This is a genomic window from Coleofasciculus sp., assembly GCF_046539235.1.
Classification (GTDB): domain Bacteria; phylum Cyanobacteriota; class Cyanobacteriia; order Cyanobacteriales; family Coleofasciculaceae; genus Coleofasciculus.
Map to the genome: position 1 here is coordinate 1 of NZ_JBKHHI010000037.1, position 25745 is coordinate 25745.

Sequence of the window (25745 nt, forward strand, 5' to 3'; positions counted from 1 at the left end):
CAAAAAGCATTCTTGATAAAAATCAAGTTTTATTGAGAATTAGCTATGTAGGAATAGGGGTGGGAGAAGGCGAGAGCGATCGCTGGAGCTAATGTTAAGAAAGATGTGAGTAATGCATAGGTGAACGAGGGGGGTTGGGTTAGGTCTGATATAGATTTTTCTAGATGGCGTGAAAAGTCAGACACAGACGCCATTCCTGATGAACGAAATGAACGTTAAACCTTTTTCATTGGTTATCCTTCTGGTTTTCGTCATCCGGCTGGATATTTTCCTCCATCCGTTTCATCAATAGCTGTTTGGCTTTGAGAATATCGGATTCGGTTCCATAGTGATTGTGATAGTAGTAGTAAGATCGGGTGGTATATCCTTTAACACCATTGGCAACCACTCCTAACACGGTAGCGTTAGAAATTCTCATAGTATCTAGGGCTTGCATTAAAGCCGAGCGATCGCTCTTACCCAAGCCCACCACCATCATCACACCATCAGCGTGAGCCGCCAAGAGACGACCATCTGCTAGTCCTAACACAGGTGGTGTATCGTAAATAACTAGGTCAAAAACCGCATGAAATTGCTCCATTAAATGTTGCATCTTCTTGGAACACAAAAGCCGACTGGGATCAGGGGGGACTTGACCTGCGGTGAGGACATACAACCGATCCCACATGGGTAGGCGCTGAATTGCTTGTTTCGCGGTCAGTCCAGTGGCAATGACGTTACTTAAGCCTACCTGGTTGTCTAGGTTCAAATAGTGATGAACCTGAGGGCGGCGTAAGTCCGCATCCACCAGCAACACTCGTTGACCCATGGCGGCGGCGGCTTGGGCGAGGTGGACAGAAACAGTGGATTTTCCTTCTGAGGGGGTGGCTGAACTAATAACGATGGAGTGAACGGGGGTATCGCTACCGAGAAAGCGAATATTAGTTTGGAGTGAACGGAATGATTCTAAAAAGGGAGATGCATTGTAGCTACGGGATGGGCGGCGGGATTTTTCACCATTGGCGGAAGGGGAAGATGATGCCACCTGGGTTAAGTTTGCCGTAGACATCATCTGTTGTTTGAGTTGTTTTTGGTAGGGGATAATGCCTAGTAGGGGAAGTTTGGTCAAGTCTTTGAGTTCATCGGGAGAATGGAAGACATTATCCAACCGTTCGATCAGCAAAGCAACGCCCATGCCTAACAATAACCCAGCGATCGCACCTAATGTGATATTGCGTTGGGTATTGGGCCACACGGGGACTTGGGGGACTTCTGGCTTTACGATAATCTGCCAGGGTAAGGCTTTCTGGGCGGCTTCAATTTCCAGATTTTCCCGTACTGCCAGAAAGCGATTTAAGCTATCGGTGGCGACTTGGAGTTCTCGCTGTAAGTCTGTGTAGCGGCGGGCGATGATGGGAATTTGTTTAACCTGGAGGTTGAGCAGTTGAGCCGATCGCGCGATCGCACTTTGTTTTACTTGCAAGACTTGCAGTTGATTAGTCGCTTGCACCAGTTGCTGGGTTAAGTTTGTGCGAATCGAATTGGGGGAAGCACTGGACACCCCAGCCTCGGTCAGGCTTGCGCCCAATACGTTTTGGGATTCTTGGTTGAGTAAGGGTAATAGATTATCCCGTTTCTGGCGCAAGGCTTGCATCGTGGGACTTTGTGGCGTAAACCGCGCCGATTCTAGGGCGATCTGGGATTCAATTTCCGCGAGTTGGTTGAGTAACTGTTGGTAGCGAGGGGCTTCACTGAGGGTGACAGTAGCAACAGCTTGCTGGGGTGATAATCCCAACTGCTGTAAGAGGGTGTTATAAAGGGAGCGCGTTTCTTGATACTCAACCTGAGTTTGCAACTGCTGCTGTTCAATCCCACTCACTCGTTGGGATAACTGTTGGGCTTGGATTTCCGGGTCGAGGAGGTTATGCTGTTGGCGAAAGGCTTGCAGTTGTCCTTGCAGCTTATTCACGCGATCGCGCAGCATAGGTAACTGGTCATCAACAAACTGAATTCCCTGTTTCAGGTTCAGTTGTCGCTCTTGCAGGGAGTAACGTAGATAACCTCGAGCGACTTCGTGTAAAACCCGCCGCACTCTTTCCGGCTCAGTATCCCGATAACGCCCTTCCAGGATCTTGGTGTCCCCCAGTCGGCTGACAATTAGCTGGCTCATTAAGGATTCGTAACCGACCTCAGGATAATGCTTGTGGATCTCTTGGACAATAGCCTCCATTAGCTGAGGAGAGCGTAACACCTGAATCTGGGTATCATAATCCAGTGCCGAATTCCGTCCCTCACCGCCACCCACCACTTCCGTGAGTTTGTCTAAGTCTCCTTCCTCGGTGACGGGTTCGACCAACAGTTGAAACTTGCTTTCATACTTAGGGGTTTGATTCAACGTCCAAAAACTGATCCCCGAAGTTACTGCGATCGCGACTCCAGCAATCACTAAAGCCCGACGCCTAATCACGTTAACTAACTGTCGCAATGTCCATTCATCAGGTTCGGGTGCCGGAGGTGGTGTCCGGTAGACCAGCGGTGGTGCATACTTTGGGTGTTTCCCATTGCCATTGGGCGATAATGGTTCTTGAATCTGACCGATCTCCATCTTCCCCCTACTCCTTCTGCGTGGATTGAGCGCGTTGGTTAAAAAATCATTTTACCTTGTTTAATTGTGTATCAGGTTGGCTCAAAATCGTCACGAATACCGCTGAAATTTACAAATTTGATCGGAGTAGGGAATCAGCCATCAACAATCAACCCTTGATTCCCTATCTCTCCTACAATATTGACAGTCATCAAATTATCGACTGAAATTCCTCAAAAACAGTAGAGAGGTTGCCGGCAACGTCTCTACTAACGGCGATTACGCCAGCCGACGCTTTAGAATCCAAAAAATCTAAACACGGAGAACACGCTGCCAATCGGACTGACAATTGTCCCCAAGGTATCCGTGACTCGGGTCAAACCGGAACGTCTGACGATAATCACATCATTGGGGCGCAATGGCGGATTACTTTCATCATTAACATCGGCGGTAAAATCCACCTCGATTTCCCGTTTTTTAACGGTACCATTCGGTTGGAGACGAATTAACTCCACAGAACTCTTACGGGCGCGACGGTTATCGAATCCGCCAGACGCCAGCAAGGCTTGATTTAAGGGGGCGTTAGCGGGGATGGATACTGTACCTGGTTTCTCGACTTCTCCCACCACATTGACATTGATAATAGCTGCCGAGAAGCTAGCAGATGCCAATTCCGTGGCTTCTAAAGCGGTCAGGGTTTCGGCTTCCGGGACTCTAATCGTATCTCCCTGTTGCAAAATCACATCTTCAGAGAGATCTCCCTCTTGCAGGAGTTCCCAGAGATTGACAACAATCACTTGCTCAGTACCATCTCTGGTGGTGCGTCGCACTTCCACGTTGCGAATATCAGCAGATTGAGTAATACCTCCCGCCACTTGAATTGCCTGGGTCACTGTTGGCGGTTCTGTATTGTTACCACCGCCGCCACCAGCCTGGTCAGCTGTAGCCGCTCCCGATGTGGCAGCGGTAACGGTATAAGGACCTGGACGCACCACTTCCCCGACTACGGCAACTTTAATTGGCTTAACCGCCTCTGGCGAAAAACTCGCGGTTGCCAGTTGACGGCTTTCTAGGGGGTCAATTCCGGTGGTGGTGGGGATCAATATTTCATCACCATCCCTCAAGGTCACGTCTTGAGCGAGATCGCTATTTTGTAATAACTCCCAGAGATTAATTGTATAGGTTTGTCGGGTAGCTGAGTTCATCCGGCGGCGGATTTGCACGTTTCGCACATCAGCCGAGCGACTAATTCCGCCAGCCAGCTGAACCACTTGAGTCACGGAGGGAAATTGTTGCCCTTCGTTCAAGGTGACGCTGTAGGAACCCGGACGACTGACTTCCCCGGCGACGGCAATTTTTAGGGGACGAGGATCAATCAGGGTTAGGGTGACTAAGGGGCGTCTGACAAAGGGAGCATATCGCCCAGAAATCCGTTCACTAGCCGCATTAATGGTTAACCCTTCTACAGGGATACTGCCAGCAACGGGTAAATTGAGGGTACCATCGACTAAAACCTGGTATTCCCCACTGTATTCGGGAACATCAAAGAGCGTCACGCCCACGCGATCGCCCGGTCCTAGGGTATAGGGTAAATCGGGTGGTGGATTGGTAACTGTCGTGGGTGCCGGGGGCGAAAATGTGGGGACTTGCGCCATTCCCGGAAGCGGTGCGGTTACAGCAAAAAAGGCGAATAGGGTTAAACCTGCCACAGATGGCGTTAAATACTTGCTCAAGTTGATCCTCCTGATCCCCATGGTGCGAAAATTGTCGATGGGTCTTTTAACTCTCAGTTTAGCTTTCGCAAGCCGGAAGCCCCACACCATAGCGGTACGTAGCTTGGTGTTGGGATGGATAGGCTCTTTGCTGTAGGGACGGAAGCAACCAATCAATCTGGTGCGTCGTCAATTAACGGATACTCTCGGCTAAAAAAAAGGCTCTTGCGTTTATACAAGAGCCTTCGGACCAATTAAATTTCAGCCGATCAAATGAACCAATCTAGTCAAGTTCACCCATAGCCAGTACGGGTTCACTCTCCCGGTCAATACCTTTTTCAAATCCAGCAACAGCAGCACGAGCGCGACCCGCATGCCAGAGGTGACCGACTAAGAAGAAGAATCCTAAGATAAAGTGAGCCGCAGCTAACCATGCACGAGGATTAACGTAGTTAAATCCGTTCATTTCCGTGATGATGCCACCAACGGAGTTGATCGAACCGTTAGGCGCATGGGTCATGTATTCAGCAGCACGGCGCAGTTGCCAAGGCTGAATATCATTTCTCAGCTTGTCTACATCCAGTCCGTTAGGACCACGTAGCGGCTCTAACCAAGGACCTTGGAAGTCCCAGAAGCGCATGGTTTCACCACCGAAGATGATTTCTCCAGTCGGAGAGCGCATCAGGTATTTACCTAGACCAGTAGGACCTTGAGCTGAAGCAATGTTTGCCCCTAACCGTTGGTCACGCGCTAAGAAAACGAAGGACTGAGCCTGAGATGCTTCAGCGTTGGTCGGACCATAAAATTCGCTGGGATAAGCGGTGTTATTGAACCAAACAAACGCCGCGGCGATAAAGCCCATCAGGGACAACGCACCTAAGCTGTAGGAGAGATAGGCTTCTCCAGACCAGATAAAGGCGCGACGTGCCCAACCGAAGGGCTTGGTGAGAATGTGGAAGATACCGCCAGAAATACAGATCAGACCGATCCATATATGTCCGCCGATAATATCTTCCATGTTGTTGACGCCGATGATCCAACCTTCTCCACCAAAGGGAGAGCGGGTTAGATAACCGAAGATCACCGCCGGGTTCAGCGTTGGGTTGGTGATGATCCGCACGTCACCGCCACCGGGCGCCCAAGAATCATAAACACCACCCACAAACATGGCTTTAATCACGAGCAGGAAAGCACCCAGACCTAAAACAATCAGGTGGAACCCGATGATTGTGGTCATCTTGTTCTTATCTTTCCAGTCATAACCAAAGAAGGCGGAATACTCTTCTAAGGTTTCTGGACCACGAACGGCGTGATAGATACCGCCCAAACCCAGAACCGCAGACGAAATGATGTGCAGTACCCCGACGACAAAGTAGGGGAATGTGTCAATCACTTCACCACCGGGACCTACACCCCAACCTAGGGTAGCTAGGTGAGGTAAAAGGATTGCGCCCTGTTCATACATGGGCTTTTCGGGAATAAAGTGGGCAACTTCAAATAAAGTCATTGCCCCAGCCCAGAAGACAATTAGTCCAGCATGGGCGACATGAGCCCCCAGTAATTTACCGGAGAGGTTGATCAAACGGGCATTACCCGCCCACCAGGCAAAACCTGATGATTGTTGGTCGCGGTTTCCCGCCACCATGGAACTACTAGAGAGCGTTACCACGGGGTAGTACCTCCTCAGGGAATACAAACTTCTGGTGTGGTTGGTCTTGAGGCGCCAGCCAAGCCCGGACTCCTTCGTTGAGCAGAATGTTCTTGGTGTAGAATGTCTCGAATTCGGGGTCTTCTGCTGCCCGGATTTCCTGGGACACGAAGTCATACGCCCGCAGGTTTACCGCTAAGCCAATCACACCCACTGAACTCATCCACAAGCCTGTCACGGGGACAAACAGCATGAAGAAGTGCAGCCAGCGCTTGTTGGAAAAAGCAATCCCGAAAATCTGAGACCAGAAACGGTTTGCCGTCACCATGGAGTAGGTTTCTTCGGCTTGGGTGGGGTTAAACGCCCGGAAGGTGTTTGACCCTTCACCGTCTTCAAACAAGGTGTTTTCTACCGTTGCACCGTGAATGGCACACAGCAGCGCTCCACCTAAGATACCTGCCACTCCCATCATGTGGAAGGGGTTAAGTGTCCAGTTGTGGAACCCTTGGAAGAACAGCAAGAAGCGGAAGATTCCGGCGACGCCGAAGCTCGGAGCAAAGAACCAAGAGGATTGCCCCAAGGGATAGATCAAGAATACGCTGACAAATACCGCGATCGGTCCACTAAAGGCAATGGCGTTGTAGGGTCGAATGCCCACTACGCGGGAAATTTCAAATTGCCGCAGCATGAAGCCAATTAAGCCAAAGGCACCGTGCAGAGCGGTAAATGTCCAGAGTCCACCGATTTGACACCAACGGGTGAAGTCGCCTTGGGCTTCAGGTCCCCACAGTAGTAGTAGGGAATGACCGAAGGTGTCAGCGGGGGTGGAAACCGCCACAGTCAGGAAGTTACAGCCTTCCAAGTAGGAAGATGCTAAACCGTGGGTATACCAAGATGTCACAAAAGTTGTACCGGTCAACCAAGCTCCAACCGCCAAGTAGGCGCAGGGGAACAGGAGTAGACCTGACCAACCGATGAATACAAAGCGATCGCGCTTGAGCCAGTCATCGAGTGCGTCAAACCATCCTCTTTGGCTGGGAGCGCGTCCGACAGCTATGGTCATCGTTTCAAATCCTCTTACATTAAGGGTTTACAAGGATTTTTCCCTTGACAGTTCCACAGCGATAGACTGGGAATTTTTGACACTCTCCCTTCTTCTAGAAGGGAGATTCTATGGAAATTTCGTTCCATATATCCCGATCAACGGGTTCCCAGGCACACGACGGAAAGCCATAAGGGCATCGTGTTATCTCCTAACCCCTGTTAATTCAGGGTTGGGCGTTTCAAACCTTCACGGCTTGGGTTTCGCCGAGTCCCGGCGTACCTTAACTGTGAGAAAGTCAGCCGATTTGACTAACTTTGCCTGAATACAGGGTGTGTCAAGCACCCTAGCGCTACCAGCTTATAATTTAACTGGCGTGGACTTAATTTTTCTTAAACTATCATATTTTTACACGAATCCTCGATTTTCGCTAGGGAGAGTAGGGGATTCAGTGCTTGAATACCATAATAGTAGACACTGAAAAATTTACAAATTGATACATCTGACTCAGAATTGCCCTTGAGCAGCACGAGGGGTCATCGGTTGGCTTAAGACTTATGAGCGGCTACCTGTTGGCTTTCAGCCCAAGTCTGTGACCCTATCCAGGACGGAACCAAAAATGGCATTGTAAATAATTCTCCAATGTACGTGACTTTATTTGCTATTATTTTCTATTGGGTCAAGCTAAGATGACATAAAATAACCGAAGCGGCTCTTGGGGGGGTGAACCCTTGAACAATCTCTCCCTCAGGTGTACAAAGACCATTACCCATACATCACACCTACTTAATGGCATCGAAAAGAAACAAAAATTTGATCAAGCGCACAGCTAGGGTTTACCTGAATGATTTGAATGTGGGTAAGTTTCTAATTGTGCGCGAATTTTTGGGTCAATGCCACGATGTCATGCAGTATTTTGTTGACTTGTTTTGGCAACGCCAAGATTTTTCCGGGAAACTGGCTGACCTGCCAACCGTTCACCGAGCCAAGAAAAAGTTTGGGATCACAACCCGTTTGGGGCAAGCACTTGCCAAACAAGCAAGTGAGTGTGTTTCTTCTGTTCACAAAAAAGATAGAAAACGGAAACCTCGGCTTAAACGGCACACAGTTATCTTATTTTACCACTTCGTCACCCTCTCTCCTTTTGAAAAAAAGGGCTTTGATTGGTGCGTCAAACTGATAGGCTCGGGGGCGCCCAAGTTAGTTATCCCGCTCAAGTCCACCTCAGTAATCAATCAACGGTTAGCTCAGGGATGGCAACTCTCTAAAACTATCCGCATGGGATTGAAGAAAGGGCGATTGTGGATTGATTTTATCTTTGAGAAAATTAGACCTCCCTTGAAAACATCAGGTCAGGTAGTTGGGATGGATTCCAACTACAAAAACGGCGTCGTCTTCAGTGACTCCCAGGTAGTTGGACAAAGTATTTATCAACGGATTCAGGGGTTTAAAAAGCGTCAAAAGCATACCCACGCCGAAATAAAATCTCGGTTGGGTCATGCCCTGAAGCAAGTTGATTGGTCTTCGATAAAAGTTCTCAGTATAGAGGACTTGAAGAAGGTTAAACAGGGAAAACGAGGGACGTTCTCTCGCCTGTTTAACAGGCGGCTGTCCCATTGGCTGTATAGAACTTTGGTGCAGTTGTTGGAAAGGAAGTGTGAGGAGGAGGGGATTCAGCTAGTGGTGAAAGACCCCTTCAAAACCTCGCAGTTCTGCTCGAGCTGCAACAGATGGGATAGACGAAACCGAAAAGGTGACAGGTTTAGGTGTGTTCATTGTGGCTACCTTGCCCATGCTGACCACAACGCGGCACACAACCTGGAGCTTTTAGGCGTGGCGGGAGTTTATGGTCTCCGTTCCTACTTAAGTTCAAAAAGTTAAAGTTTTGGATAACCATAGTAATAGGCGGAGCGTATTGTAGAGAGTGAAGGAACAGGATAGTATGACAGCCACCCCAACCCAACAAGAGAACAAAATACTGCGTCAATCTGTTTTAGGCTCTCGGCGGTTAAGCAACTATTGGTGGGCAGTAGTCGCCTCAATCGGCGGTACAGGATTTCTTTTAGCCGGACTTTCCAGTTATTTTCAACGCGATCTCTTGCCTGTGGGCGATACCAGAGGTTTACAATTTATCCCTCAAGGCATCGCTATGAGCTTTTACGGGATTGCTGGCTTGCTCTTTGCCCTCTACCTCTGGCTAGTGATCCTCTGGGATGTTGGCGGTGGATACAATGAGTTCAACAAGGAAAGCGGAATGGTTAAAGTTTTCCGTTGGGGCTTTCCAGGCAAAAACCGCCAGGTCGAGTTTAGCTGTCGCCTTCAAGATGTGCAATCGATTAAAGTTGAGATCAAAGAAGGGCTTAATCCCAGCCGCACTCTCTACCTGCGCGTCAAAGATCGCCGGGAGGTTCCACTCACTCGCGTGGGACAGCCTTTGCCCCTATCGGAACTGGAAAACCAAGGTGCAGAACTGGCTCGTTTCCTGGCTGTCCCCCTAGAAGGCATGTAATCGGAGATCCCGGTTAACTACCTGCTTTGTGGTAGAGAAAAGTCAGAAGGCAGAATAATTCTACCCTTCGGGTTCTCCTAGGCGAGTACGAGAAGGCTTCGCCTAGGCTCTAAAGACCCAACCCCCAAAGGTGACTATCGGCTGTCACGAAAGCAGATGATGCGTCAAAATAATTAAGTAGCGTAAGCTACAAGAAGGGTAGGTTAATAAATATGCAAGTAATCGTCCGGCGCTGGTTCCTCGTTTTGGTAATGATAGTTTCCGTAAGTCTCGGAGCCTGTAGTCCGTCAAAAGTGGCATCCAACAACACGACGGATTCGGCAACAGCAGCAACAACAGGGACGGCGGTAGCTCAGGTCACTAATCCTCAAATTAACAACTTACCCAAATTAGAGGGAAAAGCGACCGTTGTTTTAACGGTTAAAGATTCCCCGATTACCATTGAGGTCGATGGCACAAATGCCCCAATTACAGCCGGGAATTTTGTCGATCTCGTCGAGCGGGGTTTTTATGACGGCATAGTGTTTCACCGAGTCGTGCGTGAACCCCAACCCTTTGTGGTTCAGGGAGGTGATCCCCAAGGGAAAGACCCCAATGTTCCGGTAGAGCGTCTGGGAACCGGGAGTTTTACTGACCCGAAAACAGGGCAGCCTCGTTACATTCCTTTAGAAATAAAGCCAAAGGATGCCGAGGCTCCCATCTATAGCAAAACGTTGGAGCAAGCTGAAATTTCTGCTCCTCCGGAGTTGCCGCATACTCGTGGTGCTGTGGCGATGGCACGCTCATCAATGCCAGATTCAGCCTCATCCCAGTTTTATATCGCGCTATCGGATCTGTCTTTTCTAGATGGAAATTATGCGGTGTTCGGCTATGTTAAAAATGGCATGGATGTGGTAGATACTATCCAAGTGGGCGATCGCATCGAGTCAGCCGAAGTCACTCAGGGACTGGAAAATCTGAAACGACCTGAGTCTGAGGCACAAGCATCTCCCTAGTGCATCTTGGCAAGGGGAGCTGAAGGAGCTGAGGTGCAGATGTGTAGGGGCGGGTTTTACAGATAACGTTTTGGAGACAACCAATAACTTAACTAAACCCGCCTTTCTAAAACCTCGGTTCACTAATCGCAGCAAGTGAAGGGTCAAAATTTGGGTTTGCATTCGGTTGTTGTTACAGGAATTGGTCTAATCTCAGCATTAGGGGGTTTAGAACAGAGTTGGCAACGACTGCTTAATGGTGAGTCAGGGATTCGCTCTTATCAACCCTTTCCAGAATTACCTGTTCGACCTTTGGCGCTAATCGATTCCGTACCAAGTTCATTAACGAGGTTGACTCAGGTCGTCGTCGCCGATGCTCTGGCTGATGCCAATCTTCAGACACCAATGCCTAATTGTGGTGTGGTGGTTGGCTCTAGTCGTGGCTGTCAGGCGTCTTGGGAAGAGTTGATCACAGCCGCTCTTGAGCAGGGAAGTGGTGGCGTAGGGGAGCTATTCTCTAGTCACCATTACTCCCGGCTGAAGCAAAAGACTTGGTTAGAAACATTGCCACACCAAGCCGCGATCGCAACGGCTCGTCAAATTGGCTCGATCGCACCTGTGTTGGCACCTATGGCAGCTTGTGCCACGGGAATTTGGGCGATCGCACGGGGATTTGAACTAATCCAAACCGGTCAATGTCAACGGGTTGTTGCGGGTGCGGTGGAAGCCCCGATTACTCGGTTAACCTTGGCTGGATTTGACAAAATGGGGGCTTTGGCAAAAACAGGGGCTTATCCCTTTGACCAACGACGAGAGGGTTTAGTGTTGGGTGAAGGGGGAGCAGTTTTGGTGTTGGAGTCAGCGGAATTAGCTTTGAGTCGCGGTGTGCCAATTTATGCACAAATCTTAGGCATGGGATTAAGTTGTGATGCATACCATATGGCAACGCCCAAGTCAAGCAGCAAGAGTGCGATAACCGCAATCCAGCAATGTTTAGCTCGAAGTCATCTTTCCCCAACTGAGATTGACTATATTCACGCTCATGGTACAGGAACTCGCTTAAACGACGAGAATGAAGCCCAGTTATTGGATGATTTGTTTCCCAATAGAGTGGCGGTGAGTTCAACCAAAGGAGCCACCGGTCATACCTTAGGTGCATCGGGCGCGATCGGAGTCGCGTTTTGTTTGATGGCACTCAAGCATCAGATATTACCGCCTTGTGTAGGATTGGGCAAACCCGCGTTTGATTTAAATTGGGTGACCCCAGCCCGTCGGCACAAGGTTCGCCAGGTATTATGTTGGAGTTTTGGTTTTGGGGGTCAAAATGCCATCCTGGCTTTGGGGAAGTATAGCAGTACCAAGGCAGATTAGGACATTCTTTACTGTTCCCTTGTCCTGATACTCAACGTTAATTGTGTCCGACTACTTAAATTCAAATGCATGACAGCTTATTAGTTTTGAGTGTGACTATCTGCAGTCAAGGACGTTGGGTTACTCATTTGCAGTGCCGTTTTCGTATCCGTACCTGTCTTTTCCCAAATTGCCTCTAACACAGAATTTTCATCCAGTTCCGCACTAATGTAAGTGATATTTTCCCTAGCCACGATTGCCTGGGCTTGGGCGGCGATATCGGGATATTTTTGGAAGACGGCTTGAAGAACTTGATCTCGGCATTGGAAAAGTTCGTCATAGCCAAAAACGCGATCGCACTCCCAGAATTTAACCGCTAATTGGTGTCCGGCTAACGCTGATTTAACAGTGGCTAGAGTCTCAGCATCCCCGTAGGCATTTTCGACGATGGGTGTCAGATCACGTATATCTTCGCCATATTCTTTGGGATGAATATCACCTTCAATTTTGATTTGGATCACACGCAATTCCTCAAGCGCTGTTTCCAGAGGGGGGGGAATGACGGGGGGTGAGGTTTTATTGGCGATTTTGTCCGAACGATTGGCATCCGTACTTTCCGAACGCACGGATAGTATACTCAGCACACAGCTTACGAGTAGGGTAACTGTCATGAAGATCAGCGCTAATTTCTTAAATTGCATCTGTCAAACTATTAAACTAAATGGATTAGCAGCCCGCTTGAGTTTATTATTCCCAAGTCACTAGCCAAAAATCACCAAAGCCATTTTAAGGAAACGAGTTTTAATCGTGAGACTAAAGCAGGAAAGCCTGGTGGCTCAATCTTAACATTATGTTTGAGCCTTATGGTGATTTTATTTTGTTGTTAATCCATCCGTGATCGTTAAGGTTACAGGACTATCTTATAATCCTATTCTCAAAGCAAAGTATTAAATGTTTTTGGCGCTTCAATATAGCTTAAATTATACAGAGTTTAATTTTTTATTGAAACTATATAATATCGAGACTTATTTATGGCACTTTATCAACCTTTAATTGTCCTTAAACCCTTTCTTTTTAAGGGTTTCCAGTTTTTGCAGCAAGCTCTACCTAAGAGTAATGGCAGCAGGTATTCCTTACGGAGTATCCTTTTGAAAGATAGCAGCCTCTCTGCCAACAGGCTTATGCCTAAGGCATCAGACTTATAAATGTGTGAAGCTGATACCCGCGATCGCGAGTTTTTTGATCACCATTGGTGCGAGTACAATTAACACCTTAAGCCACACAGGGGCAAGCACCAGGCTAACCAATAGGCAAATCACGGCGGTAAACGCGGCGGCAAGTTGGACGATTTCTTCTGTCGTGTTAACAACCACACAAACTGCTGCGAAGGTGATTGTTAAGGTGATCAATAAAACCAAAAGCATAATAACTCACCAGGGTAGATTCGATTGAGGGATGGTTTGTGTTCCTGGGACTGATAAGACTTATGCCTGTCTCTCCACTCTCATTTTGACTGGCGACTGGGTTGTGATGCGAGGAACAATCAAACCTCCTCTCTTAACGACTACAAATTTTTAGATGGGAGTGTCAAGAGTTATCCAGGGTTTCACACAAGCTTCATCAAACCTTCATGAAGACCTCATGAAGGCTTAATAATAGATTAGGGGTAGCCAACCTCGAATGGCAACACTTGGCTAAGTCACATCGAATTTCATCCCTAAGTGAGTTGCGCGATTATCCCAGAGATGTTTTTGAACTGACGCATGGAAATAAGTCCTATAGGAGAGGTTGGTTCTAGCCACTTACTCTTACAATTTATGAAGAATTAACCCACAAAGCTATATATGATTCTCTCTACTGATATCCAGATTCCCTTTTCTCGTTCCATTGTTTTTGCGACCTACCGTGATAGGTTAATGGAGTTAATCCCCTATATGACGAATGTTCGGAGCATCGAGGTGAAGTCCCGTCATCAAGACAATGCATGTATTCACGCCGTCAACGAGTGGCACGGTGGTGGCGAGATTCCAGCTCCGGTTAGAACACTGTTGAGCAAAGATATGCTGAAGTGGACAGAATATAATACCTGGAATGAGTCAGATTATACTCTGGTATGGAGTATCAAGACTCATGCCTTTACCGAAGCTGTTCACTGCGCTGGCAAGAATCGCTTTTTGAATGATCATGGTCAGACGTTGATTGAAAGTCGCGGCGAAATAAGAATTTATCCTAAGCGGATTCAGGGAGTCCCACCGTTGTTAAAAAACAAGGTTGCATCAGTGGTTGAGGATTTTCTCAGCAAAAAAGTTGAACCTAACCTGCTACAGATGAGTGAAGGGGTACGTCAATATCTAGACCAACAAACCATTAAATACAAACTTGCTTAAAGTGGTTTTATGGTGTGACATACAGGTTAGTAGTAAGGGCTAAAGCCCTGGATTATGTTGGGCAGCTTTTCCCATACCTCTAATCGTGTCAGAGGATGATCCGCATGTGTCTTATTTTACTAATTTTTTGGTAAAAACAAGGTAAGCTGTCACGCATTTAAATTGGGAATGGGTAGCGAGCAAGATGCAAAGCCTGCGGCATGGCTTCGCTAAACGCATTACAAGGGCTTTGCAGTTTTTGACATTAAGATTTAAATGCCGAACAGCTTATTCTCAATTTCCTCTCTGACCGGACGAGTTACATTAGAATTGCTATTCATCTCCTCCACCAGACATCTATTAGCATTATAATATTGCTTTAGTAAATTCCTTTGCTCGTCGTCTAACTGTAAATCGTGACCCAAAATATTCTTTATTTTATCAATCCAGTCTTGACCATTATTTTGCCACCAATATTCAAAAGGTTCTTTCTCTTTATCAAGATCAGGCAGTTCAGCTTGAATTTGTTGTAATGCTTGCTTCAATTCAGGCTCAAGCTCAAGAGCAAAGACAGAAACAATAACATTTGCTGGATCAGTCTTAGGGTTATCGAAAAAGGCAATATCAAGAACAACGTCACAGGCACGATTAAAGCAAGAGAAAAATTGACGAGCTTTACCCGGAGAACAATTAGGGTCAAGTTTACGGGCAAATGTAATACCAAGCAACCAAATGAGAGTAAGGTAAAATGCTCGGACTTTTACGGGTTGGTAATGAGGTTCAACTTGAAGAGATTTTTTATGTACCCAGGTAAGAAGTTCCTGTAATTTCTCATTGTTAGCTACCAGCGCATCAGCTTCTGCTTTCTTTTGCAATAAAGTGGCTTCGTCAGCGTTTACGGTACTAGCTGTCTGTGAACTATCTTCGGATGATTCTTTTTCGGTTGTTCCCCGTTCTGTCAGCTCATCCACAGACTGTTTGATAAAGTGATTAACTAACCAATCACGGGCAGGAGAGAAGTTGCGATCAAAATTCAGATATATCGCGCCTACTAATGCCTCGAACATCTCACCAAATAGATCAACTTGTTTGCTTATCTCTTTATCTTTTTCACTTCCTCCAAGTCTACAGATATTCCTTAAGTTTAACTTGTGTGCAAATTTACTAGCTTTTTCCCGGCGCACCAGCTTACTTTTTAATTCAGTAATTTCACCTTGATTTAGAGTAGGGTAATTTTTATGTAAATAATCAACTACAACAGCATTGAGAATTTCATCGCCCAGAATTGCCAGCCTTCTGTAATCACGCTCCTGTTTGACTTTTTGCTGCGAATTTAATTTGCGGTCTTCATAGATATATGAAGGATGCGTCAGGGCAATTTCAAGCAACTCCGTATGGTTAAAATCAGCAATGTTGATTGCCTTGTTAACAGCCTCTATATTTATATCCATAATCCAAACTATAAATTGAACTGATAGTAGCAATTCTAGGTGCAATCTAGGTTTTAAATTTCCTTAAATTTTCCATCCGAGTCAACATACCCAACAACTCGTGAAGATTTAGTAATACTGTTGGGCTGTAATTCGGTTAGATCTCTTTCTAAATTCATTGCAGTTTTACAATTTTCACTAACAAAAACTACAAAACAATCAACTTTATCTTTCTTGCTATCACTAGCAATATCTTTTATTTTTATCTCCAATATGGTTTTATAATTAGCTATCGAAGAATTCATTATATGCACGTTTATCCTCTTGACTTTTTCGTCCTTATCTGTGATTAGAAACCTTAAACACTTGTCCGGAGCCTTGGTAATCTCCTGGTGAGGATTCTGACGCTTTAACCACTCAAAAACGGCTGCTTCTACTGTAGCCACAGAGTCATAGACTCTATCCGCATACGCATAGAAAGCGCTATCGTCATCTCGATGAGTCAGCAAATAAGATCTTAATTCCTTTTTGCCCATTGTCTGAAAATTAGGTTGCATCGTCATAAATTAACTCACCATCAGGGTCAATTAAGATTTCTATATCTTCCCCAGCCAGAATAAACAGATTGCCTGTGCGTTCATCGATGCGAACAAGGAAAATAGGCTGGTACATCTTGGTTAAAGCATAACAAACTAAGTAACACTTCGATGCCTGGGCTGCCGTTGGAAAAATTTTTCATCCTCCATCCACTTCGGTCTATCTAGTTTACATTTTTCCAGCCCTTGAGACTTTAATCCTTACCCTATAGCTGCACAACGATCGCACGGACAGAACGTTAAACTGACTGCCAAAGCTTAATTTTGCGATCGCTCCCCGCGCTGACGAGAATATCCCCATGGGGACTAAAGGCGAGAGAACGAACGGGTTGGGCATGTCCTGACAGCTTAGTTAATCGTTGACCATTTTGAACATCCCACAATTCAATTAGCGCACCACTTCCACTGGCGAGAACTTGACTATCGGGACTAAATGCCAAAGCCGCCACGCCAGGTGACTCGGGGGCAAACGTCCGTAATAATTTACCTGTTTGGGGATTCCAGAGGGTGATCGCCCCACTGCTACCACTGGCAAGTATCAGACCATCTGGGCTAAATTCTAGACAGGTAATGCTTGTGGAGTGATTGGTAAACGTCATTAGCGGTTTACCATTGTGAGGATTCCACAATTCTAGAGTGCCATTCAAACTGCCCACGGCACAACTATGACCATCGGGATTAAAGGCAATATGTCGGGCTGAATCTGAGTTTCCGGCTAAAATACGCAGCAGTTTGCCCGTCCGTACTGCCCAAATTTTAATTTCACAATCCCCACTACTGATTAAGATCTGACCGTTAGGACTAAATCCAATATCTCGCACCCGATCCGCACGACTGACCAGGGTATTCTGCAGTTTTCCGGTGCTGATTGACCACAGCTTGATGGTTTTATCATAACTGCCACTGGCTAAAATCCGACCATCTGGACTAATCGCAATACAAGTGATGCGATGGCTGTGTCCAGTTAGGGTATGCAGGGGTTTGCCGAGGCGTAATGCCCATAGTTTAATTGTTTTATCATAACTGCCACTAGCTAACGTCTTCCCATCGGGACTAATCGCAATGGCACGAATCTCATCCGTATGTCCCGCAAGCGTCCGGCGCAGCTTCACCTTTTCCCAGGGATTGGGTGAGGTGGAAATGGGCAATAACTGAGTAATCAGAGACATCAGTCCCCTGGCTTTGGACTGATTTGGCGATCGCGTCTTGATCGGAATCGGTGATGGTGGCGGTAAGTCAGGCTTGGGATCAATAATTTCTTCAATACAACGACGAATCATGGCTGGGGTTTGCGGGCGCTGACCGGGAAACGTCGCCATCAGATAATCGACTAAATCGGCTAATTCTTTGCTAACTTGTGGCGCACTCTCTCGCCATTGCAATTTTCCCGTCCGGGGATGAGACTCAAAATCGTTGGGGGATTTGCCTGTGAATAAATAGACAAAGGTGCGACCTAGGGCAAAGAAATCCGATTGCGCCACGGCTTTACCCTCCATTTGTTCCGGTGGTGTATAACCACTAGAGATAATCACGGTGCCGGTTTCATCTTGTTTTTGCCGTTGTAAGTAGGTTTCGGTGATCTCCCGCACAGCCCCAAAGTCAATTAATGCCAGTTGTCCATTCGGTCGCAGGATAATATTGGAGGGCTTGATATCTCGATGGATGAGCTCTTGTTGGTGCAGTTGTTCTAAAATATCGACCAATTGTTTCAACCACGCGATCGCTATATCTTGATTGAGAACCGATTGCTTCTGACGCGATCGCCACTGCTTCAACGTGATCCCCTCAATTTTCTCCATGATTAAGCAGTGCAAGGAGACTTCTGTCCCCTGCGACCAGACAAAATAGCCATCTGACTTAACTCTGGGAATACCAGGATGTTGAAGCCGACTCAAGACCATAGCTTCACGCTGGAATAAGGATACAGCTTTTTCTTTAGCATCATAGCTGTAAAACCGATCCAGATTCAAAACTTTCAGGACTTTGGCAATTCCCTGATCATCGACTTCAAAGGTTTGACTAAACCCACCTTTACCGAGTGTTCGCAGGACTCGATAACGGTTTTGAAGCAACAGGTTGGGGTATATCATGAGGGGGGTTAGAAACAGTAATCTTGGCTACGTCGCAGTATCACTTATCTCTTTTTGCTTCGCCACTTATGCCAAACCTCTAGGGTCTGCTTACAATCTGCCTTCAATCGCATCCAGCAAGTTGATCGTGTTAAGTCGTGCATATCCCACCATTTGGTCAGATGTTCCTTCTAGTATAGAAAGAATCGCTTTAAGTTGATCATCTAGGCGCTCTGTGTCTTTTAACACATACAATCGATCCCTGACGCGAGTAAGAATTAGGCGAATTTGTAGCGTCTTCAGATCATCGGATACCTGTTCTTTGACTAAGGCATGACTCCTGAGTAGCCCCAGTTGACTTACAGATTTTGTTTGACAAACCGTTAAAATTTGCTGACATACCTGGTCAATAAATTGATTGGTGGCATACTTCAACAGAGCCGGCTGAATGGTAAAAATCGCTTCATTGGCTTCAGCATTGGGTTCTTTTTCCAACAGCGATCGGCGTTTGAGGGATTCCAAGGCGGCAAGGAGTTTCGATAAGGATGTCACCGAAAACTTCATTGCCTCTTTTAATTCCGAAATTGAAAGCGGCTGATTTTCCAGTGCCAACCAATAAATGATTTCCTGTTCTAAAGGAGATAAACGTTGAAATTGTTGATTAAAAACATTCGGTAGAATATCACCAATAATTAATGTACTTTGCTCTAAAAATTCCGAAATATTTCCGTCAAATATTTCTTGGATAGTTGTCGCCATAATTTTTAGGGCTAACGGATTGCCGCGATAAAGCTGAATCAAGGCATCAGCACTTGACTTTAAGGAGGAAAATCCTTTTGCTTCTAAAATGCGTTTAGCATCCTCCGCACTTAAGCCTTTGAGTTTGAGTTCTCGAACAGGGAGTTTTGTACCCGCTAATGAGGCAATTTCTATCGGTTTTTCCCGACTAATCAGCAGTAAGCAACTTTGATGGCGTTCTTCAGCCATGCGCCGAATCAGTTCCCCATAGTCTTGATACCATTCTCGATAATGTCCGGCTAACCTGCCACTACTCATGATAGTTTCCACATCATCGAGGAGCAACAAACAGCGATGGCGTTGGCAGTAGTCCATCAGTTGCGAAATTTGACCGTTAGTGGTATCGGGTGACTCTGGTTCCTTACCCTCCGATAAAAAGTCAATTATCTCAGTGAGGAGATCACCCAGGGGTGAAGCATGACGTAGGGATCGCCAGATCACATATTCAAAGGAAGATTGTACCTGTTCAGCTACCTTCGCTGCCAGGGCGGTTTTACCGATTCCCCCCATTCCCAGCAGTGCTACGATACGACAGCGTTCTTTGACAATCCATTGGTCTAGCTGTTTCAGTTCCGACGTGCGACCGTAAAAGATGGAGATGTCAATGGTTTCTCCCCAATCTTGGCGACTACGACTATTGGAGGGTGTCGTCTTGCCTTGATCGACAATTTCTTCCCAGTTGAGTCCTAGAACGTGACAATATGCTTTAAAGGCATGAGCGCTAATGGGTTGTCTTCCGGCTAAAAACCGCTTCCATGTCCCTTGGGAGAGTCCAGTGGCATAAGGTCCACCAGTATACCACGGTTTATCCGGTTCCAGTATTTGACTAGCCTCAAGCAAGCAGGTGTCGTCATCATCAAGACTCCAACTCCACCCCTTTTCATTTCTGGCTTGCTTGATTTTAGCGAGTCCCCATTGAGAGGCTTTAAGAGTCGGCACTGTCTCACCTTAGTTTTGCCATTTGTCAAGATCGATTTTAGAGCAATTTCTAACGTTATGGATAAAAGCACACATTGAACGCACCCCAGCTAAATTAAAAATTCTAGCTGGGGATTCTTATGCTAGGCTTTGCTTAGACCCCATAAGGTACTAAGCGTAACTGGCGTTCGCAGCGTTTGGGAGGAACCCTTCACTTTGTTCGAGGGCATGCTTCTGCCTTCCCAAACCCTAGTAAATTTACTATTTGTTAGTATCGCGTACCAATACCTGGCACCGATGTTGTAGGAAGCGGATAAGTCGGCGTTGTACCGCTTACCGTTCTGAAACACAGCTTGGGAGTATTTCTGGTTACTCCGCTTGATTAAGCCACTACCATCAAAGGCGTAAGCACTGGTGTACTTAGGGTTGACTTTGCTTACTTTCCCGCCTAACTCGGAGAATTTCTGGATAGTCAGCTCAACTAATTTGTCCTTACACCATTGATGAAATCTTTGCTTTGACAAAGAACCGTGTTTTCCACCTTTGGCTTTCCAGTTCGACAAATCCTCAAACACAATCACACTGACATGATGTTTTTGAGCAAACTCAACAATCTGTCTCGAAACAGATTGAGCAATGTGTTTGTTAATGTTTTTGGACTTTCGATATAAACCTTGGCAGAAGCCTTTAGGCAAGTCCTGATTGGTAATCTTCCGAGTTAGTTTGGACGCTCGTGCAATGCGCTGCTTACGCTGGTCACGACGGTCTATGTCTCTAGCCGGATTAATGAATTTCCTAGCTTTTACAGTACCAGAAGAACCAACACTCTTTCCATGCTTTTTGACTGGGATATTTGTCATCCAACCCCAATCAGTGCCACTCCAAACTTTCAAATCTACTGCATCGAAGTTGGAATGATATTTAACTTGTTGACCTTTGTACAAAGCCGGATAGCTGTTGCACATCGCGGTCAATCTAGGTGGCTGATCATACCGATGCTTTCGTTCCCCTCTCTTCCACGCATCCCAGCGAGTAACGAAGCTGCTAACAATACCCAATGCATCTTGAATTGCAGCGCGTCTTAGATAGCTGGGAAACTTCCGGAATGAGGGATGATTGCCTACGGCTTTATGGAAGTACCAATAGTATTTGGGATTAGGATTATCTGCTGTCTTATGAATCAGCAATTCTTGGGTATTGACTCTTTCGTTACTGTTTAACTGAGAAAGCTTACCCCAATTCCAGTAGCTAATAAGTACTAATGGCTTCAGAAAATATCGGTATTCAGCTACGGTCAAGATTGCTAATTGCCGTTGTTTGGAGGTCATTACTAATTGCCAAACATCAGTTCTGATCTTTGACTCTTTCTCGGTTTTTTTCCGCTTAGATTGCTTTTTAGCTTTTTTCTTGACCATAGCTTCGACCTCAGCTAGGATAAATACCATGTTAGGTTACTCTAGTATAATTTGGTTGTCAACTTAGTCATAGAGTTAGTTACATGACCCCTTATTCAAAGGTAATGGCGTAGCACTTCCTCTTAACGATCTAGGGCTAAAGCCCTGACTACGAACTCTCTATCTTAATCCTCAAACAGGCGCGATCGCTCCTACACTAGAGTTATGATATCCAGTTATTGATGTAATGGCTTACATGCATCGGCAACCTCGCCCACTCATCACTCGCCTTCCGGCTGTCCTCAGCCTTCTACTCCTGAGCGCTTGTAACGGGAGTAACACGAATCCAGACAACTTCGGTGGTTTGACGATTAAATTCCTCGCAGGTAGCGCCTTGGGAGACTTCTGCAACCAAGCGGCGGAAAAATTCAATCAACAACAGCCCCAACTTGATAATGGCACCGCCATCCGCCTCACCTGTGAATCGATGGGGAGTGGCGATATCGTCACCCGCCTAGTTTCTCAAGGCTCACAACTCAAAAATGGCACTCTGCAAGCCGAGTCTGCGGAATTGCCCACCTTAATTTCCGTTGATGGCGAGATTTATCAAAGTCAGCTAATCTACCGGATGAATCAGCTATTTCCCGGACAAAACTACATTCCAGAGATTACTGACTCCCCCCTGTTGGCAAATAGTCCAATGGTATTTATGGCACAAGAGGATGTAGCCACAGGAATGAAGAACATAGCTGATCCCTTCAAAGCCCTAGTCACGGCTGAAACCCATCAAGATATTGACCCCGCCAGTCCCCCCTTAGCTGTTCATTATGTCCATACCGCACCCACCCGTTCTAATTCTGGCTTACAAACCTTAGTCGCCCAATATGCGGCGGTTTCCGGGAAGCGCCCGGAAGATTTAAAGGTGGAAGATGTCAAGACGTATGAGTCACAAGTTCAGCAAATTCAAAGCAAAATTACTCGGTATGGTGTTTCCACCGATTCACTAGCGCAAGCCATGGTACAAAATGGACCCTTTTGGGCGTCTGTGGGTTCAGTCTATGAGTCTTCGGTGATTGCGGCGAATGCGAACCCTCAACCTAATCAACCCCGTTACCAAGCCGTTTATCCCAACGCCACCTTTACCTCAAATATGCGGGCGATTATCCCCAATGCGCCTTGGGTGAGTGAGGAAGAAAAAGCTGCGGCTGAGAAGGTGGTTACTTTTTTACAATCGCCTGAAGCCCAACAAATTGCTACTGAACTGGGTTTGCGTCCAGGAACCCCAGGCGTGGCTTTAGGACCGAAGTTTATCCCAGAGTTTGGCGTTGATCCCCAAGCGAAATATGATTCCTATCGCCCCCCGCAACCTGAAGTTGTTGAAGCAATGTTAACCTCCTGGCAAGAGGTGGCAAAGAAACCCTCCCAGGTGGTTGTGGTAGTGGATACGTCGGGTTCGATGCGAGGAAACAAATTACCTGCTGTACAGAATACATTACAGAACTACATTAACAGTCTCGGACCCAAGGATAAGATTGCCCTGATTGATTTTAATGATCAAATCAACCAACCGGTGTTGGTCGAGGGAACTGATGCTGGACGTAATCGCGGTTTGGAGTTTATTAGTGGTCTCCAAGCTTCTGGAGGGACTAAACTTTATGATGCGGCGCTTTATGCCCGTAACTGGTTGCAAGAAAATCCGCGTCCAGATGCGATTAATGCTGTGCTGATTCTCACCGATGGGGCAGATTCTGGTTCTCAGATTAATCTGAATCAACTGGAACAAGAATTACAAAAAAGTGGGTTTAATAGTGACCAGCGAATTGCCTTTTTTACCATTGGTTATGGCAGGGAAGGTGATTTTGATCCGCAGGCGCTGAAGAAAATTGCTGACCTGAATGCAGGCTATTACCGTAAAGGAGATCCAGAAACGATTGCGACGGTTATGGATGATTTACAGGTCGAATTCTAATTGGTCATTGGTATTATTTCATGGGTCATTCTTCAAGTCGTTCTCGGCTTTAATACAGATGCGCCGAGTTAACTTAGGGGTTTTCTCCTGAATGTTATTGGTAAAACCTGTCCCGACAAACGTAAGTAAAGGGCGGGTTTTGTAGCCAAGCTAGGGAAAACAATCAACATTAGTCCCTAAACCCGCCCCTACAAACAGGTTCCCTTGACAGAAGCGAAGGATCAAAATTAAAAACTATTGCACTCACTCAGGGCGGGTTTAGTCGCATCTGGGTTAGGCAAGAAACGATAATAGTGAAACCCGCCCCTACACAAAATACAAAACACAAAACCGATGAAACTGGCAAATCCACTTAACTACCCTTTAGCTGTACTCGCTGGCGGAATTGTTCTCGTTGTCGGCGTTCGTCTGGCTAACTTATCCAGTGTGGTCATGTTACCCTTTGCCGCCGTTATTGCCACAGGCGGCGCGATCGCACTCAAATCTAAAGAACCGGAAACAATGAATCTAGAGAACCCGGAACTGGCGCGGGAACTGCAATTGGTCGAACAGCAAGCCCAGACGTTAGCAGGGAAAGCGGAGATATTGCGATCGCAAGCCACTCAACTCTTAAGCGATGGCTTAGAAGTCGAGTTACTCGCCGCCGTTCAGTATGCGTGCGATCGCGCCTCTGAATTGCCTGCTAAAGTTGACCAGTTGTCTCAACGCTTCCAGGGGGCTGATTCCCTATTATCCGTCAATGATTTACAACAACAACTCGAACAGGTCAATCACAAACAAACCCAAGCCAGTGGTGTTGCTAAAGACCAACTTAACCAACTTACAGCAAGCTTGCAGCGTAATCTCCAGTTAGCGCGTCAGGGACAAGATGCGCGTCAAGCCCAAGTTACTAGTCTTTCGACTATGATTGCCGATGCAGCCGGGGTGTTGCAGCAACTCCAAAATAAGCTAAGAACTGCCGATTTAAATGACTCTGAACAAGCCAGGGAACTCCGTTCCTTGAGTGAAGAACTTCATAGTTTAGAAGAGAGTTTTGATCTATTGGTAACAAAATAATCCAATGATTGATGATAGACGTGGTCTGAAAACAAACGTTTGACTTTTGACTTTTTACTTCCGCGTAGCGGTACTAGCAATTCTTTCTTCCCAGAACAATGGCAACCCAAACTCGTCAATCTCAAAACCCAACCCGGCTGTTAACCTCCATTGGCATTATCCTAGTATCTTTAGGTTTAACTTATGCCCCTTTACCTGGATTCAACCAGACTGTTGTTGTGGTTAGTGGAACTGAACTGGCTGAACCCCTGCAAAGTCTAGCAGCAAAGTTTGAACAAGAAAATCCGGGAATTGACTTAGAACTCAAGTTTCAAGGTTCCCAGGATATGGTAAATAACTATATTGATAACCAGAACGACTTCCAGCCTACCGTACTCATTCCCGCCAGTAGCGAGATTGTACAGGAATTACGCGATCGCATTCAGGCGCAACAGAATGGTGAACCTTTCTACAATACGCCTCAACCTATTGCCAAAACTATCCTTGTCGGTGTGGCTTGGACTCAACGCGGCAATATTCTGTTTCCCAACGGGCGTTTCCAATGGCAACAGGTTGAACAAGCCATGGAAGCGGGAAACTGGGGAGAAATTGGCGGGAATAACAATTGGGGCAGTTTTGATTTTTTGATGACAGATCCCACCCGTTCTAATAGTGGTCAGGTAACCTTAGGACTATGGGCGCAGTCTAAATTAGGCGGACGTCCACTCAGCAGCGCCGGATTAAACAATCCTGAAATTAATGCTTTATTTAGTGTAATTAAGCGTTCCGTCTATCAACCGCCCCGTTCAACTGACATATTACTACAAGAATTTATCAGTCGGGGTCCCAATGATGCAGATGTGGCTACCGTGTATGAAAGTATTGCCCTCTATCGTTGGCAGCAATCAGCGGCGAATCAAGGCAAATCCTACCAAATTTATTACCTTGATCCGACGATTGAAACGGTATCTACCGCAGCCATTGTACGACGCAATGTGAGTGAAGGTCAGGCAAAAGCTGCCCAACAATTTTTAGAGTTTCTGACTCAACCGCCACAACAGGAAGTATTTGTGCAGTACGGTTTCCGTCCGGTTAATAATACAGTTGATTTACAAACCGTTGCCAATAGTCCTTGGTCTCAGACTATTCCAGGTGTTCAGATCAATCCCCCGGGAAACGTGATTCCACCCCCGGATAAGCAAGTGTTAACTGAAATTCAACGGTTGTGGGAGAGGGCAAATTAACGAAGTGGATTGGCATAGGTTTACAGCGCTTTTCACGTTTATGGAATACAAAATTGTATCGGCTTGCTTTTCAGTCATGCATTTAAATTGGGTATTAGTAGCGAGCAAGATGCTCCTGGGTAGCGAGC

The 25745-nt window shown here is 46.5% G+C and carries 20 protein-coding genes; 8 read left to right on the forward strand and 12 right to left on the reverse strand.

Features of this window, described 5'->3' with window-relative positions; translation table 11 throughout:
• Positions 1–226: 226 nt before the first annotated feature.
• The 4 genes from ACLFWI_RS05545 to psbD form a co-directional block, all read right to left on the reverse strand.
• A complete protein-coding gene (locus ACLFWI_RS05545) occupies positions 227–2584 on the reverse strand; it encodes a GumC family protein (protein ID WP_446412100.1) in 2358 nt (785 codons plus the stop codon).
• Positions 2585–2859: 275 nt separating this feature from the next.
• Complete coding sequence (locus ACLFWI_RS05550) at positions 2860–4296, reverse strand: polysaccharide biosynthesis/export family protein (protein WP_446412101.1); 1437 nt, start codon at positions 4294–4296, stop codon at positions 2860–2862.
• A 262-nt stretch (positions 4297–4558) separates the two neighbouring features.
• Positions 4559–5920: a photosystem II reaction center protein CP43 gene (gene psbC / locus ACLFWI_RS05555; protein ID WP_446412109.1), complete on the reverse strand. Its 1362-nt coding sequence runs from the start codon at positions 5918–5920 to the stop codon at positions 4559–4561.
• 7 nt (positions 5921–5927) lie between these two features.
• The gene (gene psbD / locus ACLFWI_RS05560; protein ID WP_446412102.1) at positions 5928–6986 is read right to left on the reverse strand and encodes a photosystem II D2 protein (photosystem q(a) protein); all 1059 of its coding nucleotides are present in this window, start codon (positions 6984–6986) and stop codon (positions 5928–5930) included.
• A 792-nt stretch (positions 6987–7778) separates the two neighbouring features.
• Between psbD and ACLFWI_RS05565 the strand changes: the two genes are divergently transcribed.
• From ACLFWI_RS05565 to ACLFWI_RS05580, 4 genes are all read left to right on the forward strand, one after another.
• Positions 7779–8846, forward strand: a complete 1068-nt coding sequence (locus ACLFWI_RS05565; protein ID WP_446407326.1) for a zinc ribbon domain-containing protein — start codon at positions 7779–7781, stop codon at positions 8844–8846.
• A 61-nt stretch (positions 8847–8907) separates the two neighbouring features.
• Positions 8908–9474 carry a photosystem I assembly protein Ycf4 gene (locus ACLFWI_RS05570; protein ID WP_446407327.1) on the forward strand — a complete coding sequence of 189 codons (567 nt, stop codon included), beginning with the start codon at positions 8908–8910 and terminating at the stop codon, positions 9472–9474.
• Between the two features lie 212 nt (positions 9475–9686).
• Entirely contained in the window at positions 9687–10469 is a 783-nt protein-coding gene (locus ACLFWI_RS05575) for a peptidylprolyl isomerase (RefSeq protein ID WP_446407328.1), read from the forward strand.
• Positions 10470–10625: 156 nt separating this feature from the next.
• Positions 10626–11819, forward strand: coding sequence for a beta-ketoacyl-ACP synthase (locus ACLFWI_RS05580; protein ID WP_446412110.1), 1194 nt, complete (start codon positions 10626–10628; stop codon positions 11817–11819).
• A gap of 80 nt (positions 11820–11899) precedes the next feature.
• On the opposite strand, the gene ACLFWI_RS05585 is transcribed toward ACLFWI_RS05580, so the two are convergent.
• Together ACLFWI_RS05585 and ACLFWI_RS05590 are read right to left on the reverse strand one after the other, a co-directional pair.
• On the reverse strand, positions 11900–12499 hold the full coding sequence (locus ACLFWI_RS05585; protein ID WP_446407329.1) for a hypothetical protein: 600 nt from the start codon (positions 12497–12499) through the stop codon (positions 11900–11902).
• Between the two features lie 498 nt (positions 12500–12997).
• Complete coding sequence (locus ACLFWI_RS05590; protein WP_446407330.1) at positions 12998–13222, reverse strand: hypothetical protein; 225 nt, start codon at positions 13220–13222, stop codon at positions 12998–13000.
• A 420-nt stretch (positions 13223–13642) separates the two neighbouring features.
• On the opposite strand from ACLFWI_RS05590, the gene ACLFWI_RS05595 reads away from it, so the two are divergent.
• A complete protein-coding gene (locus tag ACLFWI_RS05595; protein WP_446407331.1) occupies positions 13643–14185 on the forward strand; it encodes a hypothetical protein in 543 nt (180 codons plus the stop codon).
• A gap of 251 nt (positions 14186–14436) precedes the next feature.
• Here ACLFWI_RS05595 and ACLFWI_RS05600 read toward each other — a convergent pair whose 3' ends face one another.
• The 6 genes from ACLFWI_RS05600 to ACLFWI_RS05625 all read right to left on the reverse strand — a co-directional run bounded on the left by ACLFWI_RS05600 (position 14437) and on the right by ACLFWI_RS05625 (position 21390).
• Complete coding sequence (locus ACLFWI_RS05600; protein WP_446412103.1) at positions 14437–15615, reverse strand: ribonuclease III domain-containing protein; 1179 nt, start codon at positions 15613–15615, stop codon at positions 14437–14439.
• Between the two features lie 53 nt (positions 15616–15668).
• Positions 15669–16157 (reverse strand): DUF6887 family protein, encoded by a 489-nt coding sequence (locus ACLFWI_RS05605; protein WP_446412104.1) that lies wholly within the window; start codon positions 16155–16157, stop codon positions 15669–15671.
• The gene (locus ACLFWI_RS05610) at positions 16141–16326 is read right to left on the reverse strand and encodes a DUF6888 family protein (protein WP_446407336.1); all 186 of its coding nucleotides are present in this window, start codon (positions 16324–16326) and stop codon (positions 16141–16143) included. Before ACLFWI_RS05610 ends, ACLFWI_RS05605 begins: the two co-directional genes overlap by 17 nt.
• A 103-nt stretch (positions 16327–16429) precedes the next feature.
• The gene (locus ACLFWI_RS05615) at positions 16430–18280 is read right to left on the reverse strand and encodes a protein kinase domain-containing protein (RefSeq protein WP_446412105.1); all 1851 of its coding nucleotides are present in this window, start codon (positions 18278–18280) and stop codon (positions 16430–16432) included.
• 90 nt (positions 18281–18370) lie between these two features.
• Positions 18371–19996, reverse strand: a complete 1626-nt coding sequence (locus ACLFWI_RS05620; protein WP_446412106.1) for an NB-ARC domain-containing protein — start codon at positions 19994–19996, stop codon at positions 18371–18373.
• 122 nt (positions 19997–20118) lie between these two features.
• Positions 20119–21390 (reverse strand): IS200/IS605 family accessory protein TnpB-related protein, encoded by a 1272-nt coding sequence (locus ACLFWI_RS05625; protein WP_446412111.1) that lies wholly within the window; start codon positions 21388–21390, stop codon positions 20119–20121.
• Between the two features lie 235 nt (positions 21391–21625).
• Here ACLFWI_RS05625 and ACLFWI_RS05630 point away from each other — a divergent pair, with 235 nt between their 5' ends.
• The 3 genes from ACLFWI_RS05630 (at position 21626) to ACLFWI_RS05640 (ending at position 25617) form a co-directional block, all read left to right on the forward strand.
• The gene (locus tag ACLFWI_RS05630) at positions 21626–23338 is read left to right on the forward strand and encodes an extracellular solute-binding protein (protein ID WP_446412112.1); all 1713 of its coding nucleotides are present in this window, start codon (positions 21626–21628) and stop codon (positions 23336–23338) included.
• 333 nt (positions 23339–23671) lie between these two features.
• Complete coding sequence (locus tag ACLFWI_RS05635; RefSeq protein WP_446412107.1) at positions 23672–24394, forward strand: hypothetical protein; 723 nt, start codon at positions 23672–23674, stop codon at positions 24392–24394.
• Between the two features lie 98 nt (positions 24395–24492).
• A complete protein-coding gene (locus ACLFWI_RS05640; RefSeq protein WP_446412108.1) occupies positions 24493–25617 on the forward strand; it encodes a substrate-binding domain-containing protein in 1125 nt (374 codons plus the stop codon).
• Positions 25618–25745 lie beyond the last annotated feature (128 nt).

What these genes read in the sequence shown, in the direction of transcription:
- ACLFWI_RS05545 (WP_446412100.1), bottom strand. Translation starts at nt 2,584, where the DNA reads ATGGAGATCGGTCAGATTCAAGAACCATTATCGCCCAATGGCAATGGG.
- psbC (WP_446412109.1), bottom strand. Translation starts at nt 5,920, where the DNA reads ATGGTGGCGGGAAACCGCGACCAACAATCATCAGGTTTTGCCTGGTGG.
- psbD (WP_446412102.1), bottom strand. Translation starts at nt 6,986, where the DNA reads ATGACCATAGCTGTCGGACGCGCTCCCAGCCAAAGAGGATGGTTTGAC.
- ACLFWI_RS05570 (WP_446407327.1), top strand. Translation starts at nt 8,908, where the DNA reads ATGACAGCCACCCCAACCCAACAAGAGAACAAAATACTGCGTCAATCT.
- ACLFWI_RS05575 (WP_446407328.1), top strand. Translation starts at nt 9,687, where the DNA reads ATGCAAGTAATCGTCCGGCGCTGGTTCCTCGTTTTGGTAATGATAGTT.
- ACLFWI_RS05585 (WP_446407329.1), bottom strand. Translation starts at nt 12,499, where the DNA reads ATGCAATTTAAGAAATTAGCGCTGATCTTCATGACAGTTACCCTACTC.
- ACLFWI_RS05590 (WP_446407330.1), bottom strand. Translation starts at nt 13,222, where the DNA reads ATGCTTTTGGTTTTATTGATCACCTTAACAATCACCTTCGCAGCAGTT.
- ACLFWI_RS05595 (WP_446407331.1), top strand. Translation starts at nt 13,643, where the DNA reads ATGATTCTCTCTACTGATATCCAGATTCCCTTTTCTCGTTCCATTGTT.
- ACLFWI_RS05600 (WP_446412103.1), bottom strand. Translation starts at nt 15,615, where the DNA reads ATGGATATAAATATAGAGGCTGTTAACAAGGCAATCAACATTGCTGAT.
- ACLFWI_RS05605 (WP_446412104.1), bottom strand. Translation starts at nt 16,157, where the DNA reads ATGACGATGCAACCTAATTTTCAGACAATGGGCAAAAAGGAATTAAGA.
- ACLFWI_RS05615 (WP_446412105.1), bottom strand. Translation starts at nt 18,280, where the DNA reads ATGATATACCCCAACCTGTTGCTTCAAAACCGTTATCGAGTCCTGCGA.
- ACLFWI_RS05625 (WP_446412111.1), bottom strand. Translation starts at nt 21,390, where the DNA reads ATGGTCAAGAAAAAAGCTAAAAAGCAATCTAAGCGGAAAAAAACCGAG.
- ACLFWI_RS05630 (WP_446412112.1), top strand. Translation starts at nt 21,626, where the DNA reads ATGCATCGGCAACCTCGCCCACTCATCACTCGCCTTCCGGCTGTCCTC.
- ACLFWI_RS05635 (WP_446412107.1), top strand. Translation starts at nt 23,672, where the DNA reads ATGAAACTGGCAAATCCACTTAACTACCCTTTAGCTGTACTCGCTGGC.
- ACLFWI_RS05640 (WP_446412108.1), top strand. Translation starts at nt 24,493, where the DNA reads ATGGCAACCCAAACTCGTCAATCTCAAAACCCAACCCGGCTGTTAACC.